At 59.4% G+C, this 19,044-nt stretch carries 13 protein-coding genes and 1 riboswitch; of the genes, 10 read left to right on the forward strand and 3 right to left on the reverse strand.

All coding sequences use genetic code 11. The features are described from left to right. Positions 1-2 precede the first annotated feature (2 nt). Both leuC and leuD read left to right on the forward strand, forming a co-directional pair. Entirely contained in the window at positions 3-1,409 is a 1,407-nt protein-coding gene (leuC, locus tag BBA90_RS16885; protein ID WP_065650149.1) for a 3-isopropylmalate dehydratase large subunit, read from the forward strand. Positions 1,410-1,412: 3 nt separating this feature from the next. Next, positions 1,413-2,018 carry a 3-isopropylmalate dehydratase small subunit gene (leuD, locus tag BBA90_RS16890; protein ID WP_065650150.1) on the forward strand — a complete coding sequence of 202 codons (606 nt, stop codon included), beginning with the start codon at positions 1,413-1,415 and terminating at the stop codon, positions 2,016-2,018. A 39-nt stretch (positions 2,019-2,057) separates the two neighbouring features. Here leuD and BBA90_RS16895 read toward each other — a convergent pair whose 3' ends face one another. Then, positions 2,058-3,260 carry an MFS transporter gene (locus tag BBA90_RS16895; RefSeq protein ID WP_065650151.1) on the reverse strand — a complete coding sequence of 401 codons (1,203 nt, stop codon included), beginning with the start codon at positions 3,258-3,260 and terminating at the stop codon, positions 2,058-2,060. A gap of 254 nt (positions 3,261-3,514) precedes the next feature. Between BBA90_RS16895 and sgrR the strand changes: the two genes are divergently transcribed. The 4 genes from sgrR (at position 3,515) to thiQ (ending at position 8,611) form a co-directional block, all read left to right on the forward strand. Further along, on the forward strand, positions 3,515-5,176 hold the full coding sequence (gene sgrR, locus BBA90_RS16900; protein WP_065650152.1) for an HTH-type transcriptional regulator SgrR: 1,662 nt from the start codon (positions 3,515-3,517) through the stop codon (positions 5,174-5,176). A 35-nt stretch (positions 5,177-5,211) separates the two neighbouring features. Further along, a riboswitch (TPP riboswitch) is annotated at positions 5,212-5,307 on the forward strand. Positions 5,308-5,353: 46 nt separating this feature from the next. Then, positions 5,354-6,340 (forward strand): thiamine ABC transporter substrate binding subunit, encoded by a 987-nt coding sequence (gene thiB / locus BBA90_RS16905; RefSeq protein WP_065650153.1) that lies wholly within the window; start codon positions 5,354-5,356, stop codon positions 6,338-6,340. Then, positions 6,316-7,926 carry a thiamine/thiamine pyrophosphate ABC transporter permease ThiP gene (thiP, locus tag BBA90_RS16910; RefSeq protein WP_075050764.1) on the forward strand — a complete coding sequence of 537 codons (1,611 nt, stop codon included), beginning with the start codon at positions 6,316-6,318 and terminating at the stop codon, positions 7,924-7,926. Before thiB ends, thiP begins: the two co-directional genes overlap by 25 nt. Then, positions 7,910-8,611: a thiamine ABC transporter ATP-binding protein ThiQ gene (gene thiQ, locus BBA90_RS16915; RefSeq protein ID WP_065650154.1), complete on the forward strand. Its 702-nt coding sequence runs from the start codon at positions 7,910-7,912 to the stop codon at positions 8,609-8,611. Before thiP ends, thiQ begins: the two co-directional genes overlap by 17 nt. On the opposite strand, the gene BBA90_RS16920 is transcribed toward thiQ, so the two are convergent. Further along, positions 8,608-9,369 carry a DedA family protein gene (locus BBA90_RS16920; protein ID WP_065650155.1) on the reverse strand — a complete coding sequence of 254 codons (762 nt, stop codon included), beginning with the start codon at positions 9,367-9,369 and terminating at the stop codon, positions 8,608-8,610. The genes thiQ and BBA90_RS16920 overlap by 4 nt on opposite strands. Before the next feature lie 143 nt (positions 9,370-9,512). On the opposite strand from BBA90_RS16920, the gene polB reads away from it, so the two are divergent. From polB to rluA, 3 genes are all read left to right on the forward strand, one after another. Further along, positions 9,513-11,873 carry a DNA polymerase II gene (gene polB, locus BBA90_RS16925; protein ID WP_065650156.1) on the forward strand — a complete coding sequence of 787 codons (2,361 nt, stop codon included), beginning with the start codon at positions 9,513-9,515 and terminating at the stop codon, positions 11,871-11,873. Between the two features lie 149 nt (positions 11,874-12,022). After that, positions 12,023-14,929 carry an RNA polymerase-associated protein RapA gene (gene rapA, locus BBA90_RS16930; protein ID WP_065650157.1) on the forward strand — a complete coding sequence of 969 codons (2,907 nt, stop codon included), beginning with the start codon at positions 12,023-12,025 and terminating at the stop codon, positions 14,927-14,929. Positions 14,930-14,944: 15 nt separating this feature from the next. Then, positions 14,945-15,604: a bifunctional tRNA pseudouridine(32) synthase/23S rRNA pseudouridine(746) synthase RluA gene (gene rluA, locus BBA90_RS16935; protein WP_065650158.1), complete on the forward strand. Its 660-nt coding sequence runs from the start codon at positions 14,945-14,947 to the stop codon at positions 15,602-15,604. 49 nt (positions 15,605-15,653) lie between these two features. On the opposite strand, the gene djlA is transcribed toward rluA, so the two are convergent. After that, on the reverse strand, positions 15,654-16,463 hold the full coding sequence (djlA, locus tag BBA90_RS16940) for a co-chaperone DjlA (RefSeq protein WP_065650159.1): 810 nt from the start codon (positions 16,461-16,463) through the stop codon (positions 15,654-15,656). 182 nt (positions 16,464-16,645) lie between these two features. Here djlA and lptD point away from each other — a divergent pair, with 182 nt between their 5' ends. Continuing rightward, positions 16,646-19,030, forward strand: a complete 2,385-nt coding sequence (gene lptD, locus BBA90_RS16945; RefSeq protein ID WP_065650511.1) for an LPS assembly protein LptD — start codon at positions 16,646-16,648, stop codon at positions 19,028-19,030. Positions 19,031-19,044 lie beyond the last annotated feature (14 nt).

Genomic DNA, 19,044 nt, shown 5'->3' on the forward strand with positions numbered 1-19,044 from the left:
AAATGAAAAGCTTATACCAGAAGTTATTTGACGCACATGTCGTTCACGAAGCACCCGATGAAACGCCGCTGCTCTATATCGACCGTCACCTGATCCACGAAGTGACTTCACCGCAGGCGTTCGATGGCCTGCGCGCGCACGGACGTAAAGTGCGTCAGCCGGAAAAAACGTTTGCCACGATGGATCACAACGTTTCAACCCAGACCAAAGATATCAACGCATCGGGTGAAATGGCGCGTATTCAGATGCAGGAGCTGATGAAGAACTGCGACGAGTTCGGCATCCAGCTCTACGATCTGAACCATCCCTTCCAGGGCATTGTGCACGTCATCGGGCCGGAACAGGGCATGACCCTGCCGGGCATGACCATTGTCTGCGGTGATTCACATACTGCCACGCATGGCGCCTTTGGTTCACTGGCGTTTGGTATCGGCACCTCTGAAGTCGAGCATGTGTTTGCCACCCAGACGCTGAAGCAGGGTCGTGCCAAAACCATGAAAATCAATGTGTCGGGCGCCGCTGCGCCGGGCATTACCGCGAAAGATATCGTGCTGGCGATCATCGGTAAAACCGGCAGCGCCGGCGGCACCGGCTACGTGGTGGAGTTCTGCGGCCCGGCGATTGAAGCGCTGAGCATGGAAGGCCGCATGACACTGTGCAACATGGCGATTGAGATGGGCGCAAAAGCGGGTCTGGTGGCACCGGATGACACCACGTTTGCCTACCTGAAAGATAAGCAGTTTGCGCCAAAAGGCAACGACTGGGAGCAGGCGGTAGCCTACTGGCGCACGCTGAAGTCCGATCCGGACGCCGTATTCGACAGCGTGGTGACGCTGAACGCTGCCGACATTGCTCCGCAGGTGACCTGGGGCACCAACCCGGGTCAGGTGATGGCGGTGGATCAGGCGATACCCGATCCGGCCTCGTTTGCCGATCCGGTTGAGCGCGCCTCTGCTGAAAAAGCGCTGGCTTACATGAATCTGCAGCCGGGCGTGAAGCTGACCGATGTGGCTATCGATAAAGTCTTTATCGGCTCCTGCACTAACTCACGCATTGAAGATCTGCGCGCCGCCGCGGCGATTGCTAAAGGGCGCAAAGTGGCACCCGGCGTGGTCGCGATGGTGGTGCCAGGTTCCGGCCCGGTTAAAGCGCAGGCGGAAGCGGAAGGTCTGGATAAAATCTTTCTTGAGGCGGGTTTTGAGTGGCGTCTGCCGGGCTGCTCTATGTGTCTCGCCATGAACAACGATCGCCTGAATCCGGGTGAGCGTTGCGCCTCGACCAGCAACCGCAACTTTGAAGGGCGTCAGGGGCGCGGCGGTCGTACGCACCTGGTCAGCCCGGCGATGGCTGCCGCCGCGGCGGTCTCCGGCCGTTTTGCCGATATTCGTGAACTGACTCAGGGAGCTTAAGCGATGGCGACTAAATTTACGCAGCACACCGGTATTGTCGCACCACTGGATGCGGCCAACGTGGATACCGATGCCATTATCCCGAAGCAGTTTCTGCAGAAGGTCACCCGCACCGGTTTTGGTGCCCACCTGTTTCACGACTGGCGTTTTGACGATGACGCCGGCACGCAGCCTACCGCCAGCTTTGTGCTTAACAAGCCTGAGTTTGCCGGTGCCAGCATTCTGCTGGCGCGCGAGAACTTTGGCTGCGGCTCCTCCCGTGAGCACGCCCCCTGGGCGCTGACCGACTTCGGTTTCCATGTCGTGATTGCGCCGAGCTTTGCCGATATCTTTTATGGCAACAGCTTTAACAATCAGCTGCTGCCGGTACGGCTGAGCGAAGAGGAAGTGGAGGCGCTGTTCCAGCTGGTTAACGCCAGTCCGGGCATGCGCTTCACGGTGGATCTGGAAGCGCAGACGGTCACCGCGGGCGACAAAGTCTATACGTTTGAGATCGACAGCTTCCGCCGCCACTGCATGATTAACGGCCTGGACAGCATCGGCCTGACGCTGCAGCATGAAGAATCGATAGCGCGCTACGAGCAGCAGCAGCCCGCCTTCCTGCGCTAGTTATTCAACGCCGCAACCAACGTCAGGTTGCGGCACGCTTTACGCGCCGGCCTCCGTCGCCGGCTTCACATCGCGCACCCGCGCAACCAGCAGCAGCGCCAGCACGGACATACCCAGCGCCACCTGATAAACCGATTCATGCCCGAAACGCTCGCTCAGGATCCCCTGCAGCAGCCCGGCCACGATCAGTCCGGTGGAGATGGAGGTGGTGAACAGCGTCGTTGCCGCGCCCGCCCGCCCGGGCATCAGATCCTGAAACCAGAGCATGCCAATGCCGGCGATAATACCGATAAACGCGGCATTGAAGAGCTGCAGCAGCATCAGCGCGGCTTTTGACGTAAACAGCACCAGCCCAAGATAAAAGAGAACCGCTGCCACACCCGCCAGCAGCATCAGCGCGCGCTTGCCGACGCGCTTCGCGTAAAAGCCTGCCAGCAGCATAATCGGGATCTCCAGCCCGGCGGCCGTTCCCATCAGCAGGCCCGCCAGCTTTTCCGGCAGCCCCAGCGTGTTGCTCATATAGAGCGGCATATCAATAAAGTACATGGTGTTGCACGCCCACATGATTACTGAGGCGATAAACAGCAGCATCACCTGCGTATCTTTCCACGGGCTGACCTGCAGCAGCAGCTGCTCCGGCGTCGCCACCACGCGCGGCACCGACGGCAGGCCGCGCCAGATCAGCAGCATACTCAATAAAAACATCCCTGCCACCACGGCGAACAGCGTCACAAAGCCGAAATTAAGCGCCAGCGCAAAAGAGAGCGGCGGACCAATGACCCACGCCAGCGACAGCTGTGCCCGCATCACCGAACTGAACATCACCACTTCGCGCGCGGATGCGTCCGCGTACTCCCGCGCCAGTGCAAATATCTGCGGCATCGCGACGCTGGCCAGCGCAGAGAGCAGCACGCCAAGGCTTATCAGCGTGGCGTAGTGGCGGTTAAACGCAAACAGCAGCGCGTTCAGAATGGCCATCAGGCAGCAAAAGAGGATCAGATGCCGCCGGTCGCCGCGCGTGTCAGAGCGCTTTGCTACCAGCATACTGATCACAATGCCGCCCAGGGCATTGATGGTGAAAAAGAGCCCGACCCAGAAGGGCCGCACCTGCACCTCGCGGGTCAGAAACAGGCTGAGGGTTGGTGCCTGCAGCGCACCCGCTACGCCTGCCATAAAGGTGACAGCCATAAAAGCGAGATAGACCGGATCGGGGCGGCGCTGCCGCGTTAACAGCGACTTCATGCAGTAATCCCTTTGAAAAAACAGAAAAGAGTAGCGAAAGAGCGTAGACGATTTCACACCGCCATGAAAAAAGCCAGCAGAGAAAATCTGCTGGCGGTGTAATTGCACCCTACTCAGAAAAATGTGCCGCACAGGCGACACCGCTGGTTGAGCGCCACCCGGACCGGGCGCCTCCCGCTCTTCCATTGGCTGTCAGTATGCCCCTATTATAGAGAAACAAACACTGAGCGAAATCGCCATGGAGTTCCCCTTTTATGTCCTCAGCTCGTCTGCAGCAGCACTTTATTCGGCTCTGGCAGCAGTGTGAAGGTCAGGATCAGGCGACGACGCTTGACGCCCTGGCCAGCAGCCTGCACTGCTCACGGCGCCATATGCGCAATTTGCTTCAGGCGATGCAGCATGAGGGCTGGCTGACCTGGCAGGCTGAGGCGGGACGCGGAAAGCGCTCGCAGCTGCGCTTCTGCTGTACCGGGCTGGCGCTGCAGCAGCAGCGGGCTGAGGCGCTGCTGGATCAGGACAGTATTGACCAGCTGGTTCAGCTGGTGGGTGACAAAGCGCAGGTGCGGCAGATGATTGCTGCCCACCTTGGGCGCAGCGTGCGTCAGGGCAAACATATCCTGCGCGTGCTCTACTACCGTCCGCTGCAAAACCTGCTGCCCGCCTCACCGCTGCGCCGCTCGGAAACGCACCTGGCCCGGCAGATCTTCAGCGGCCTGACGCGCATAAATGAGGAAAACGGGGAAATTGAACCGGATATTGCTCACCACTGGCAGCAGCTTTCCGCACGGCAGTGGCGCTTTTATCTGCGCCCGGCCATCCGCTTTCATCACGGGCGCGAGCTGGAGATGGCGGATATCCTTGATTCGCTGCAGCGCAGCGCTGCCCTGCCGCTGTTTGCACATATTGCGCAGCTGCACTCCCCGGCACCCTGGACGCTGGATATCTCTCTGACCCAGCCTGACAGCTGGCTGCCATGGCTGCTGGGCAGCGTCAGCGCCATGATCCTGCCGCGCGAATGGCCGGCAATGCCCGACTTTGCCCGTCAGCCTGCCGGCTGCGGCCCTTACAGCGTGCTGCGCAATCAGCAGACGCAGCTAAAAATTGCCGCATTTGATGACTACTTTGGTTACCGGGCGCTGATTGATGAGGTCTCAATCTGGGTACTGCCGGAAGTCAGTGACGAGCTGGTCTACGCTGGCGTAAAGCTGCAGGGCAGCGAGGCGGATGAGATCGCGGAAGAGAGCCGTCTGGAGGAAGGCTGTTACTTTCTGCTGTTTGACCAGCGATCCGCCTGGGGACGCCATGCGCCGTTCCGCCGCTGGGTCAGCGATCTGCTTAATCCCGTTACCCTGCTGCATCATGCCGATCCCGGCTATCAGCGCTACTGGTTTCCCGCCTGGGGTCTGCTGCCGCGCTGGCACCATCGCCGCGATCGGCGGGCAGCGGATAAACCGGACGGTCTGACCCGGCTGACGTTAAGCTGGTACAGCGACCACGTTGAGCATGAAGGCATCGCCAGCGCGTTGCGTCCTCTGCTCGCGCAGCAGGGGGTGGAGCTGGTCACCCGGGTGGTGAGCTATGAAGCGTGGTTTGCCGGCGCCGGTGAAAGCGATATCTGGCTCGGCAGCGTTAACTTTACTCTGCCGCTGGAGTATGCGCTGTTTGCGCAGCTCTATGAGCTGCCGCTGATGCAGCACTGTATTCCGCTGGCGTGGCATGAGGATGCAGCGCGCTGGCGTGAGAAACGTCTGCCGCTGGCTGAATGGGCGCGCCAGCTGGTGGATCAGGACTGGCTGCATCCGCTGTTTCACCACTGGCTGCTGCTGGAAGGTCAGCGCAGCATGCGCGGCGTACGGCTGAACACGCTGGGCTGGTTCGATTTCAAATCTGCCTGGTTTGCGCCGCCGGCATTATGACGCTTTCACGCCGCCGCGGAAATGTCTACACTAAGCCGTTCTCAACGGGGTGCCTGCGTCGTCAGGCTGAGAGAAACCCGTCGAACCTGATCCGGTTAATACCGGCGTAGGGATTTGAGATGTGCCAGCCTCAGATCCTTTGCGACTCACCCCTATCCTCTCCTCAAGGAGCGCAAAGTGTTAAAGAACGTTCTGCCTGTCCTGCTACTGCTGTCTGCGCCGGTATTTGCTGCCAGACCCCTGCTCACTGTCTATACCTATGATTCATTCGCTGCTGAATGGGGGCCAGGCCCGGCGGTAAAGAAAGCGTTTGAAGCGGAGTGCGGCTGCGAGCTGCGCTACGTGGCGCTGGAGGATGGCGTCTCGCTGCTCAACCGTCTGCGCATGGAAGGAAAAAACAGCAAAGCCGACGTTGTGCTGGGACTCGATAACAATCTGCTGCAGGCGGCGGAAAAAACCGGCCTGTTTGCCAAAAGCCAGGTCGATACCGCGGCGCTGCAGCTGCCTGAGCGCTGGCAGAACGACACCTTTATCCCCTTCGATTACGGCTACTTCGCCTTCGTGTATGACAAAAACCGCCTGAAGAATCCGCCCGCGAGTCTGCAGGAGCTGGTTGAAAGCCCGCAGAAGTGGCGGGTTATTTATGAGGATCCCCGCACCAGCACGCCGGGCCTGGGCCTGCTGCTCTGGATGCAAAAAGTGTTTGGCGATCGCAGCGACGCGGCGTGGCAGAAACTGGCGGCCAAAACCGTTACCGTCACCAAAGGATGGAGCGAAGCGTACGGCCTGTTTCTCAAGGGCGAAGGCGATCTGGTACTGAGCTATACCACTTCACCCGCCTACCACATTATTGAAGAGAAGAAAGAGAATTACGCCGCTGCCACCTTCAGCGAGGGGCATTATCTGCAGGTGGAAGTCGCTGCGCAGCTGGCGGGCAGCAAACAGCCGGCGCTGGCGCAGCGTTTTATGCAGTTTATCGTCAGCCCCGCGTTCCAGCAGACGATCCCCACCGGCAACTGGATGTACCCGGTGATCAAAAGTGATTTACCGGCGGGCTATCAGGCGCTGAAGGTGCCACAAAAAGCGCTGCAGTTTTCACCGGCAGAAGTGGCTGACCAGCGCGCCGCGTGGATCAGCGCCTGGCAGCGGGCTGTCAGCCGCTAATGCCAGGCTGGCTGATCCCCGGCGCGCTGAGCGCGCTGCTGCTGTGTGCCGTGGCGCTGCTTGCCCTGGGGGCGCTGCTGACGGCGGCCCCGCTGCCGGACATGCGCGCCCTGCTCAGCGACAGCTATCTGCACCACGTGCTGGCGTTCTCTTTTGAGCAGGCGCTGCTCTCGGCACTCTGCTCGGTGCTGCCGGCTGTGCTGCTGGCGCGCGCGCTCTATCGCCGCCGCTTCCCGGGTCGTACGCTGCTGCTGCGGTTATGCGCGATGACGCTGGTGCTGCCGGTGCTGGTGGCGGTATTTGGCCTGCTGAGCGTCTACGGCCGTACCGGCTGGCTGGCGCAGCTCTGCATGCTGCTGGGCGTACCCTATCACTTCTCTCCCTATGGCCTGCAGGGCATCCTGCTGGCGCACGTCTTTTTTAACCTGCCGCTGGCGACGCGCATGCTGCTGCAGGCGCTGGAGAGCATTCCGGCGGAACAGCGTCAGCTGGCGGCGCAGCTTGGGCTGCGCGGCTGGAACCTGTTCCGGCTGCTGGAGTGGCCCTGGCTGCGCCGGCAGATCCTGCCGACGGCGGCGCTGATCTTTATGCTCTGCTTTGCCAGCTTCGCCACGGTGCTGGCGCTGGGTGGCGGGCCGCAGGCGACCACGCTGGAGCTGGCGATCTACCAGGCGCTGAGTTTTGATTACGATCCCGGCCGTGCCGCGCTGCTGGCGCTGCTGCAGCTTAACTGCTGTCTGCTGCTGGTGCTGCTCAGTCAGCGCTTCAGTAAAGCGATCCCGGCCGGCAGCCAGAAGCTGCAGGGCTGGCGCGATCCGCAGGATAGCTGGCGCGCGCGTATCAGCGACACGCTGCTGATTACGCTTGCGCTGCTGCTGCTGCTGCCCCCGCTGGCGGCGGTGGTCGCTGATGGCGTGCGCGGCGGTGTAGCCGGTGCGCTGCAGCAGCCGGCGCTCTGGCAGGCCACCCTGACCTCGCTGCGTATCGCGCTGGGCGCGGGCGCACTCTGTGTGATCATGACGATGATGCTGCTGTGGAGCAGCCGCGAGCTGCGCCAGCGCCAGCATCGGGTGAGCGCACAGGCGCTGGAGCTGAGCGGCATGCTGATCCTGGCGATGCCGGGCATCGTGCTGGCCAGCGGCTTCTTCCTGCTGTTTACCGCCACCTCCGGGCTGCCGGCGCGGGCCGACGGGCTGGTGATCTTTACCAATGCGCTGATCGCCATTCCCTACGCCATGAAAGTGCTGGAAAACCCGATGCGCGATATCGCCGCACGCTACGCGCCGCTCTGCGCCTCGCTCGGTCTCTCCGGCCTCAATCGCCTGAAGCTGATTGAGCTGCGGCTGCTGAAGCGCCCGCTGGCGCAGGCGCTCGCCTTTGCCTGCGTGCTCTCGATTGGCGACTTTGGCGTAGTGGCGCTGTTTGGCAACGCCGATTTCCGCACCCTGCCCTGGTATCTTTATCAGCAGATCGGCGCCTATCGCGGTGCCGACGGTGCAACGACCGCCCTGCTGCTGCTGCTGCTCTGCCTGTTACTTTTTACTCTGATGGAAAAACTGCCGGGACGCCATGCTGACACTCACTGATCTTACTTACCTTTATCAGCATCTGCCGATGCGTTTCAGCTTCAGCGCCCGGGCGGGTGAACGGCTGGCGATACTTGGCCCGAGCGGCGCCGGTAAAAGCACGCTGCTGAGCCTGATCGGCGGCTTTCTGCCGGTCAGCCACGGCACGCTGCTGATCAACGGCTGCGATCACACCCGCAGCGTACCGGCGTCGCGTCCGGTATCGATGCTGTTTCAGGAGAACAACCTGTTTCCGCACCTGTCGGTGCAGCAGAATATGGCCCTGGGGCTGCATCCGGGCCTGAAGCTGACGCGTGACCAGCAGCAGCAGTTACAGGAGATTGCCCATCAGACCGGACTGCACGATTTGCTGTCGCGTCTGCCGGGCGAGCTTTCCGGCGGCCAGCGGCAGCGGGTAGCGCTGGCTCGCTGCCTGCTGCGCAACCAGCCGGTACTGCTGCTGGATGAGCCTTTTTCCGCGCTCGACCCGGCGCTGCGCCGCGAAATGCTGCAGCTGGTGCGCACGGTGTGTGACGCACGCAATATCACGCTGCTGATGGTGTCGCACAGTCTGGAGGATGCGCAGCAGATTGCCGCACGCAGTCTGGTGATTGTGGATGGCCGGATCGAGTGGGATGGTGAGACGGCAGCGCTGCTTCGGGGTGAGAGCAGCGCCGCCGCGCGCCTGGGCATTACGCCAGCTTAAGCGAAGAAGACTTTCCAGAGCAGCTGCAGGAAAACAGGCATCATGGGATGAAACAGCAGCGCGATAAACGCGGCGCTGCCCGCTACGGCCATCAGCGGCGCCAGCCAGCGCAGGCGCGCTTTCGGCAGGTAACGTGTGGCCCAGTCGCGCGTTTTATCGCTGCGCCACCAGCGCCAGAGCAGCCAGCCGCCCAGCCAGAGCAGAATGGTGACCAGCAGCAGCAGCCATTTAAAGCTGTCACCCTGCGCCTGCGGCACATCAATCGCCACACCGGCCAGGATCCCCGGCAGCAGATAGGCGGGCGGCCATAAAATACAGCCAATGATATTGGGCGGCAGAAACTTCCGCACCGGCAGCTCAAGCATCCCTGCCGCCAGCGGGATCAGCGGGCGTGTCGGACCGACAAAACGGCCCACCAGCACGGTAAACATGCTGTGCTGATGCAGCGCATGCTCGGTCTTATCCAGCAGGTTTTGATACTTTTTCAGATACTTCCAGCGGTGCAGCGGCCCCTGAAACTTCCAGCCAATGCCGTAGGAGATCCAGTCGCCCAGCAGGCAGCCAACCAGCCCCGCTGCCCACGCCGGATAGAGGCCAATCTGACCGCTGCCCACCAGCGCCCCCAGGCTGGCCATCAGCACTGTACCTGGCAGCAGCAGACCTACAAACGCCAGTGATTCAAGGAAGGTCACCAGAGCGACGGCGAACAGCGCGTACTCCAGCGATTGCGTAAACAGATGTTGAATCCAGGCTTCCATAGCTATCCTCTGCGGAATATGAAGGCTGGATTGTCCTGAGCCCGGGTCAGGGCGTCAAGCTTTTCCCGCTGCGCTGCAGAGAGTTGCCGACACTGTATAAACATCCATGATATACTGCACATAATTTCTTCTCCGGAGTCACCGTGACAGAACCGCGCGCAGGCTATCTGCTGACCCGCCACTGGCGGGATACCCCTTCAGGCAGCGAGATCACGCTGTGGCTGGCAACCGATGCCGGGCCGCAGCGGCTGGTGCTGCCCGCGCAGGAGTCAGTGGCGTTTATTCCCGAAGCGTTTCGTCGTCAGACCGAAGCGCTGATCCGCGATGAAACTCATGCCCGTCTGCAGTCGCTGACGCTGAAAGATTTTCAGCGCCGTCCGGTGTTTGGCCTCTATTGCCGCAGCCATCGTCAGCTGCAGCAGCTGGAGAAACGCCTGCGGGAAAACGGCATCAGCGTTTATGAAGCCGATATCCGGCCGCCCGAGCGCTATCTGATGGAGCGCTTTATTACCGCTCCGGTCTGGTTCAGCGGCGAGCCGCGCGGTGATACCCTGATCAACGCCCGCCTGAAGCCGCATCCTGACTACCGTCCGCCCCTTCGCTGGGTGTCGCTGGATATTGAAACCACCGAACGTGGCGAGCTTTACTGTATCGGGCTGGAGGGATGCGGTCAGCGTCAGGTGTATATGCTGGGTCCGCCCAACGGCGACGCCAGCGCGCTCAGCTTTGAACTGATCTACGTTGAGAGCCGCCAGCAGCTGCTGGAGCAGCTTAACGCCTGGTTCGTGCGGCACGACCCCGATGTGGTTATTGGCTGGAACGTGGTGCAGTTCGACCTGCGCGTACTGCAAAAGCATGCCGATCGCTACGGCATTCCGCTGCGTCTCGGCCGTCAGCAGCAGCCGCTGGAGTGGCGTGAGCACGGCTTTAAACCTGGCATATTTACCGCCCAGCTCGCCGGTCGCGTCGTGATCGACGGCATTGAAGCGCTGAAATCTGCCTACTGGGATTTTCCCTCTTTCAGCCTGGAATCTGTTGCGCGTGAACTGCTGGGGGAAGGTAAAGCGATCAATAATCCCTGGCAGCGCATGGAGGAGATCAACTGGCGCTTTGCTCATGATAAACCCGCGCTCGCCACCTATAACCTGAAAGATTGCGAGCTGGTTACGCGTATTTTTCACCATACCGCCATCATGCCCTTTTTACTGGAGCGTGCCAGCGTTAACGGTCTGGCACTGGATCGCCACGGCGGTTCGGTTGCGGCGTTCAGTCATCTCTATATTCCGCGCATGCATCGCGCGGGATACGTGGCGCCCAACCAGGGCGATGTAGCACCAGAAGCGAGTCCGGGCGGCTACGTAATGGACTCCCGCCCCGGCCTCTACGACTCGGTGCTGGTACTGGATTACAAGAGTCTCTATCCGTCGATCATCCGGACTTTCCTGATCGACCCCGTCGGGCTGGTTGAGGGCCTGGCGCACCCGTCTGACGCTGATTCTGTTCCCGGCTTTCGCGAAGCACGTTTCTCGCGTCATATTCACTGTCTGCCTGAGATTGTGGCGCAGATCTGGCAGGGGCGTGAAGCTGCAAAGCGAGACGGCAATGCGCCGCTCTCACAGGCGCTGAAAATCATCATGAACGCCTTTTATGGCGTACTGGGCACCAGCGCCTGTCGCTTTTTTGATTCACGCCTCGCCTCCTCAATCACGCTGCGCGGTCACGCCATCATGCAGCAGACGCGGGCGCTGATTGAGGCCGAAGGGTTTACGGTGATCTACGGTGACACCGACTCCACGTTTGTCTGGCTGCAGGGCAAATATAGCGAGGAGCAGGCGGCGGCCACCGGCGAGCGGCTGGTCACGCTGATCAACCGCTGGTGGCAGCAGCATCTGCAGCAGACGCTCGGCCTGAAGAGCGCGCTGGAACTGGAGTATGAGACGCACTTCAGCCGTTTTCTGATGCCCACCATTCGCAACGCCGAACAGGGCAGCAAAAAGCGCTATGCCGGGCTGACCGGCAGCGGCGCGCAGCAGCGTCTGGTGTTTAAAGGGCTGGAGTCCGTGCGTACTGACTGGACGCCGCTGGCGCAGCAGTTTCAGCAGCAGCTCTATGGCCGCATTTTTCGCGGAGAGCCCTGGCAGGCCTATATCCGTGAAACGGTCGCGCAGCTGATGGCCGGCCAGCTTGACGATCAGCTGGTGTATAAAAAACGCCTGCGGCGGCCGCTGCATGAGTATGAGCGCAATGTGCCGCCGCACGTGCGCGCGGCGCGTCTCGCAGATGAATATAACCGCAGGCTGCAGCGTCCGCTGCAGTACCAGAAAGGCGGTTCCATTCGCTATGTGATGGCGACCGCCGGGCCGGAGCCGCTGGAGGTGCGTACCACGCCACTCGACTACGATCACTACGTCAGCAAACAGCTGCAGCCGATAGCGGATGGCATTCTGCCCTTCGTCGGCGACGACTTTGCTACACTGATCACCGGGCAGCTGGGGCTTTTTTGACAGGTGACGAATGCCCTGCCATCCAGTACCATAGCGCCCTTCCTGTATTTCAGTATGAACAATCTGACCAGACATCTGTCTGGCGCTTTGTTATTGCCTGAGAGCGGGCGAACGTCTTCAAGTCATTCAGAGAATCGAGCAAAAAATATATGGTATTTACACTGGGTCAACGCTGGATAAGTGATACGGAAAGTGAACTGGGACTGGGCACGGTCGTGGCGCTGGATACGCGCATGGTCACGCTGATGTTTCCCGCAACCGGCGAAAACCGCCTCTATGCCCGTCATGATTCTCCGGTCACCCGCGTGATTTTCAATCCGGGTGATACCGTCACCAGCCATGAAGGCTGGCAGATGCTGGTTGATGAAGTGCGGCACGAAAATGAGCTGGTGACGTATATCGGTACGCGCTCTGACACCGAAGAGAGCAATGTGGTGCTGCGTGAAGTGATGCTGGACAGCAAGCTGGTCTTCAGCAAGCCGCAGGATCGCCTGTTTGCCGGTCAGCTCGATCGCATGGATCGCTTTGCCCTGCGCTTCCGCGCGCGCAAATATCAGAGCGAGCAGTATCGTCTTGCCGTCAGTGGCCTGCGCGGCATGCGCACCAACCTTATTCCGCACCAGCTGCATATCGCGCACGACGTGGGTCGCCGTCACGCGCCGCGCGTGCTGCTGGCAGACGAAGTCGGCCTGGGTAAAACCATTGAAGCGGGCATGATCATCCAGCAGCAGCTGCTGGCAGGGCGCGCCGATCGCGTGCTGATCGTGGTGCCGGAAACGCTGCAGCATCAGTGGCTGGTGGAGATGCTGCGTCGCTTTAACCTGCGCTTTGCGCTGTTTGATGACGATCGTTATACCGAAGCGCAGCACGACAGCGACAATCCGTTTGAAACGGAACAGCTGATTATCTGCTCGCTCGACTTTGTGCGCCGCAATAAACAGCGTCTGGAACTGCTGGCAGAGGCGGAGTGGGATCTGCTGGTCGTGGATGAAGCGCACCACCTGGCGTGGAGTGAAGCGGCCCCGAGCCGCGAGTATCAGGTGATTGAACAGCTGGCGGAAAACACGCCGGGCGTACTGCTGCTTACCGCCACGCCGGAACAGCTGGGGCTGGAGAGTCACTTTGCCCGTCTGCGCCTGCTCGATCCTGACCGCTTTCATGATTTCAGCCAGTTTGTCGCCGAGCAGCAGCACTATCGCCCGGTGGCCGACGCCGTCAGCTCCCTGCTGGCCGATCAGCCGATCAGCAAAGAAGAGATGAACCTGATCAATGAGCTGATTGGCGAACAGGATATTGAACCGCTGCTGCAGGTTGCTAACAGCGATCGCGATGGCAAAGAGGATGCGCGTAAAGAGCTGGTGTCGATGCTGATGGATCGCCACGGTACCAGCCGCGTCCTGTTCCGTAACACCCGTAACGGCGTGAAGGGCTTTCCCAAGCGCGAGCTGCAGCAGATCCGGCTGCCGCTGCCGGCACAGTATCAGACAGCAATCAAAGTCTCCGGCATTATGGCGGCCCGCAAGTCGCCGGAAGAGCGCGCCCGGGACATGCTGTACCCGGAGCAGATCTATCAGGAATTTGAAGGCGACAGCGGCACGTGGTGGAACTTTGATCCACGCGTTGAGTGGCTGATGGGCTATCTCACCAGCAACCGCAAAGAGAAAGTGCTGGTGATTTGTGCCAAAGCGGCCACTGCGCTGCAGCTGGAACAGGTGCTGCGCGAGCGTGAAGGTATTCGCGCGGCGGTATTCCATGAAGGGCTCTCGATTATCGAACGCGATCGCGCGGCCGCGTTCTTCGCCTCACAGGAAGAGGGAGCGCAGGTCCTGATCTGTTCGGAAATCGGCTCTGAAGGCCGTAACTTCCAGTTTGCCAGCCGGCTGGTGATGTTCGATCTGCCGTTTAACCCCGATCTGCTGGAGCAGCGTATCGGGCGTCTCGATCGAATTGGTCAGCTGCACGATATCCAGATCATGGTGCCGTGGCTGGAGAAAACTGCACAGGCGGTCCTGCTGCGCTGGTATCACGAAGGACTGGATGCCTTTGAGCACACCTGCCCTACCGGACGCGCTATTTATGACGCTGAATATAACCCGCTGATTGAGTTTCTGGCGGCACCGGAAAACCCGCAGGGTCTGGATGAGTTCATCCTGAAAAGCCGTAAGCAGCACGACACCCTGAAAGCGCAGCTGGAGCAGGGCCGCGACCGTCTGCTGGAGCTGAACTCCAACGGCGGCGAAGCGGCGCTGGCGCTGGCGGATACCATTGCCGCTCAGGATAATGATACTGAGCTGGTAAACTTTGCGCTCAACCTGTTTGATATCGTCGGTATCAACCAGGAAGATCGCAGCGACAACCTGATCGTTCTGACCCCTTCCGATCACATGCTGGTACCTGATTTTCCTGGCCTGCCGGAAGATGGCTGTACGATTACGTTTAACCGTAATCAGGCCCTGTCACGCGAAGATACGCAGTTCATTACCTGGGAACATCCGCTGATCCGCAACGGACTGGATCTGATCCTCTTCGGCGATACCGGCAGCTGCGCCCTGTCGCTGCTGAAAAACAAGGCGCTTCCGGTCGGAACGCTGCTGGTTGAGATGATCTATGTGGTCGAGGCGCAGGCACCAAAACAGCTGCAGCTTACCCGCTTCCTGCCGCCGACGCCGGTGCGCATGCTGATGGACCGCGCGGGTAATAATCTGGCAGGTAAAGTGGAGTTTGAAAGCTTCAACCGCCAGCTTAACGCCGTTAATCGCCACACCGGCAGTAAACTGGTCAACGCCGTCCAGCAGGATGTGCACGCCATTCTGACGCAGGCGGAGCAGGCTGTGGTGCCGGAAGCGCAGGCGCTGATTGCCGCGGCGAAAGCGGAAGCGGATGAAAAGCTGAGCGCTGAGCTGTCGCGTCTTGAAGCACTGCGCGCCGTCAATCCTAACATCCGTGACGATGAGGTTGAGGCGCTGGAGAACAATCGTGCGCAGGTGCTGGCAAGCCTGAGCGATGCGGGCTGGCGACTGGATGCGCTGCGTCTGATCGTCGTAACGCACCAGTAAGCGGGCGAGGCTGACATGCTGATGGAACCCTACAATCCGCCGCTCGAACCCTGGCTGCATATTCTGTATCAGGACGCGCACATTATGGTGGTCAACAAACCGAGCGGATTGCTGTCGGTGCCGGGCCGGCTGGAGGAGCACAAGGATAGCGTGATGACGCGCATCCAGCGTGATTATCCTGCCGCGGAGTCAGTCCATCGTCTTGATATGGCGACCAGCGGCGTGATTGTGGTGGCGCTGAACAAGGCGGCTGAGCGCGAGCTGAAACGCCAGTTTCGCGAGCGCGAGCCGTCAAAGCACTATGTGGCACGCGTCTGGGGACATCCGGCAGCGGAAAAGGGCCTGATCGATCTGCCGCTGATTTGCGACTGGCCCAACCGGCCAAAGCAGATGGTGAGTCATGAGCTGGGGAAACCAGCCCAGACGGAGTATGAGGTGCTGGAATATGCAGCCGATAACAGTGCTCGCGTGCTGCTGAGGCCCATTACCGGACGCTCACACCAGCTGCGCGTGCATCTGCTGGCACTGGGACATCCAATTCTTGGCGATCGTTTCTATGCGCATGAAGCGGCGCTGGCGATGGCTGCCCGTCTGCAGCTGCATGCGGAGTCGCTGACCATTACCCATCCGGCATTTGGCAACAGCATGACATTTCGTCAGCCAGCGGAGTTCTGACTCGCGTCACCCCCGCCCTCTTTCAGGTAAAAAGGGCGGGATGGCCGGGCTATTTAAATCCTTTCTCTTTGCGGATCAGGTCATATGCGGCCTGAATCTCCTGCGCTTTCTGTTTCGCCATCTCCATCATTTCCGGCGGCAGGCCTTTTGCCACCAGCTTATCGGGATGATGTTCACTCATCAGCTTGCGATAGGCGCGTTTAATCGTGGCGTTATCATCACTGCTTTTCACGCCCAGTACGCTGCAGGCGTCTTCCAGCGTGGGTCCCCGCTGCGCCTGCTGCCAGCCGCCGCCTGAGGTGCCCGCGCCGCCAAACTGCTGCCCGCCTTCCATCATGCGCAGGAACTGATCGAACTGCTGGCGTGAGATCCCCAGCTCTTCGGCGATCACATACAGAACCTGCCGCTCGTTCGGGTGCAGCGAACCATCCGCAAACGCCGCCTGAATCTGAATTTCCAGAAACATCCGAATCAGATCAAAGCGGCCAAAACAGGCGCTGCGCAGTTCACGCAGCTTGTTGCGCAGCGGATAGTCGCTCTGCTTGCCTTCGCGAAACGCGCGCTGAGCGGCGGTGCGGGCATCTCCGTGCAGCTGCATGCGATCCATAAACAGTGACGCAATCTGAATATCCGCTTCTGTGACGCGCCCTTTTGATTTGGTCAGATGACCCATGACCTGAAACGTCGTGCTGAAAAACAGCGTCTGCCGCGACTGATTATTGGCAAAGTATCCCTGCCCTCTTACGCTGCGCACTTTATCAATCAGATGACCAATGATCAGACCCAGGACAATGCCCCAGAACCCCGCGCCCGACATCACGCCAAGCGCAAGACCAATAACTTTTCCCCAGTAGCGCATAAACTCCTCAATTCGCCATGCTTGCGGCTGAAAATTGCATTATCATACCTGTCATTTATCTCCGCGCCTAACGGCAACGCAGACAGAAAAGGATTAACGCTGGCACTACGCCGGGCGGTAAGTTAGTCTCTGTCCGGATTGTCGGCATGATGCCAGTGTCCATGGAATTATCGAAACCGCGTATGAAAAAACGTATACCTACCCTGCTGGCGACCATGATTGGTGCCGCACTTTATAGTCAGCACGCGCTGGCCGACGATTTGATGTCGCAGTGTATGCTGGGCGTGCCAAGCTACAACCGCCCGGTTATCAATGGTGACGCTAACTCCCTGCCGGTAACCATTAATTCCGACTCGGCAAAAGGCAATTATCCGGACGATGCGGTGTTTACCGGCAATGTCGATGTGCAGCAGGGTAACAGCCGTCTGCGCGCTGACGAAATGCAGCTGCATCAGCGTCAGCAGGAAGGCCAGACCGCGCCGGTACGTACCGTGGATGCGCTGGGTAATGTGCACTATGACGATAACCAGGTCATCCTGAAAGGTCCGAAAGCCTGGTCCAATCTGAATACCAAAGACACCAATGTCTGGAACGGTAACTATCAGATGGTGGGTCGCCAGGGACGCGGCGATGCCGATCAGATGAAGCTGCGTGGCAATAACCGGTATACCATTCTCGAAAATGGCACCTTCACTTCCTGTCTGCCAGGCTCTAACAGCTGGAGCGTGGCGGGTTCAGAAGTGATTCAGGATCGTCAGGAAGAAGTGGCAGAGATCTGGAATGCGCGCTTTAAACTCGGCAATGTGCCGGTGTTTTACAGCCCTTATCTGCAGCTGCCGATTGGCGATCGTCGTCGCTCCGGTTTCCTGATCCCCAATGCGAAATATGGCAGTAATAACGGCTTCGAGTTTATGCTGCCGTACTACTGGAATATTGCACCGCAGGCGGATGCCACACTGACGCCGCACTATATGAGCAAGCGCGGTACGCAGCTGCAAACGGAATTCCGCTACCTCACGGTGTTCGGTGCCGGTCTGATGGAGCTGGATTACCTGCCGTCCGATAAGCAGTATGAGAAAGATCGCGCGGCGCGCTCTTCTATTGAAGACGATCAGGACTCTAAGCGCTGGCTCTTCTTCTGGCGCCACTCAGGCGTTTACGATCAGCACTGGCGCTTTGCGGCGGACTATACCAAGGTCAGCGATCCCTACTATTTCAACGATATCGACTCGAAATATTACAGCTCGACCAATAACTATGCGACGCAGAAATTCAGCATCGGCTACGCGGATACCAACTGGGATGCGACGCTGTCGACCAAAGATTTCCAGGTGTTCGGCAACACCAGTTCTGCCAACGTCTACCGGGCGGCACCGCAGCTTGACGTTAACGCTTACCAGAATGATATCGGTCCATTCGATGGCCGCGTCTATGCACAGGCGGTGAAGTTCACCAACGTCAGCAACCGGATGCCGGAAGCGACGCGTCTGCATATTGAGCCTACGCTGAATCTGCCGCTTTCCAACGGCTGGGCCAGCCTTGATACCGAAACAAAACTGCTGGCAACGCACTATCAGCAGGACAATATCGAAAGCTATAACACGCGCTTCAATCCCGATGCCACCAACAATAACAGTGGCCGGCTGAAAGATTCCGTTAACCGCACGCTGCCGCAGTTTAAAGTGGATGGCCGTCTGGTATTTGACCGGGATATGGACTGGTCGCAGGGCTATACCCAGACGCTGGAGCCGCGCGTTCAATATCTCTATATTCCGTATCGCGATCAGAGCAACATTTATCCTTACGACTCTACGCTGCTGCAGACCGACTATACCGGCCTGTTCCGCGATCGCACCTATAGCGGTCTCGATCGCATCGCCTCCTCGAATGAAGTGGCAAGCGGCGTAACAACACGCATTTATGACAACGATCTGGTTGAACGTTTTAACGTTTCTGTAGGTCAAATCTACTCGTTTACTCCGTCGCGTACCGGCGTAAACCAGACGAGTAAAGAAGATGATACCGGCAGCCTGGTATGGGCTGGCGACACATACTGGAAAATCAGCGATCGCTGGAACGTGCGTGGCGGACTGCAGTATGACACCCGTCTCGATAACGTTTCGCAGGGTAACACGGTACTGGAGTATCGCCGTGACGCCGACCGCATGCTGCAGCTGAGCTACCGTTACAGCAGCCCGGAATATGTCGCGCAGGCGCGTAACAACGCCAGCCTGATTAACAATCCGATTTATAAAAATGGCATTTCGCAGGTCGGTGCAACCGGCAGCGTACCGATTGCCGATGCCTGGTCGCTGGTAGGGGGATACTACTATGATACCCGCAACAGTCGTCCGGCAGAGCAGCTGGTAGGCGTGCAGTACAGCTCCTGCTGCTACGCTATTCGTCTGGGTTACGAGCGCAAGATTAACGGCTGGGAAAACAACGACAGTAAATATGACAACCAAATCTCATTCAACATTGAGCTGCGTGGCCTGAGTTCCAACTACGGCTTAGGCACTAATGAAATGCTGCGTCAGGGTATTATTCCCTATCAGCGCGCATTCTGATGTTGTGATGTTTG

Origin of the sequence: Pantoea eucrina, assembly GCF_001691555.1 — a bacterium.
GTDB classification, from domain to species: Bacteria; Pseudomonadota; Gammaproteobacteria; order Enterobacterales; family Enterobacteriaceae; genus Pantoea; species Pantoea borealis.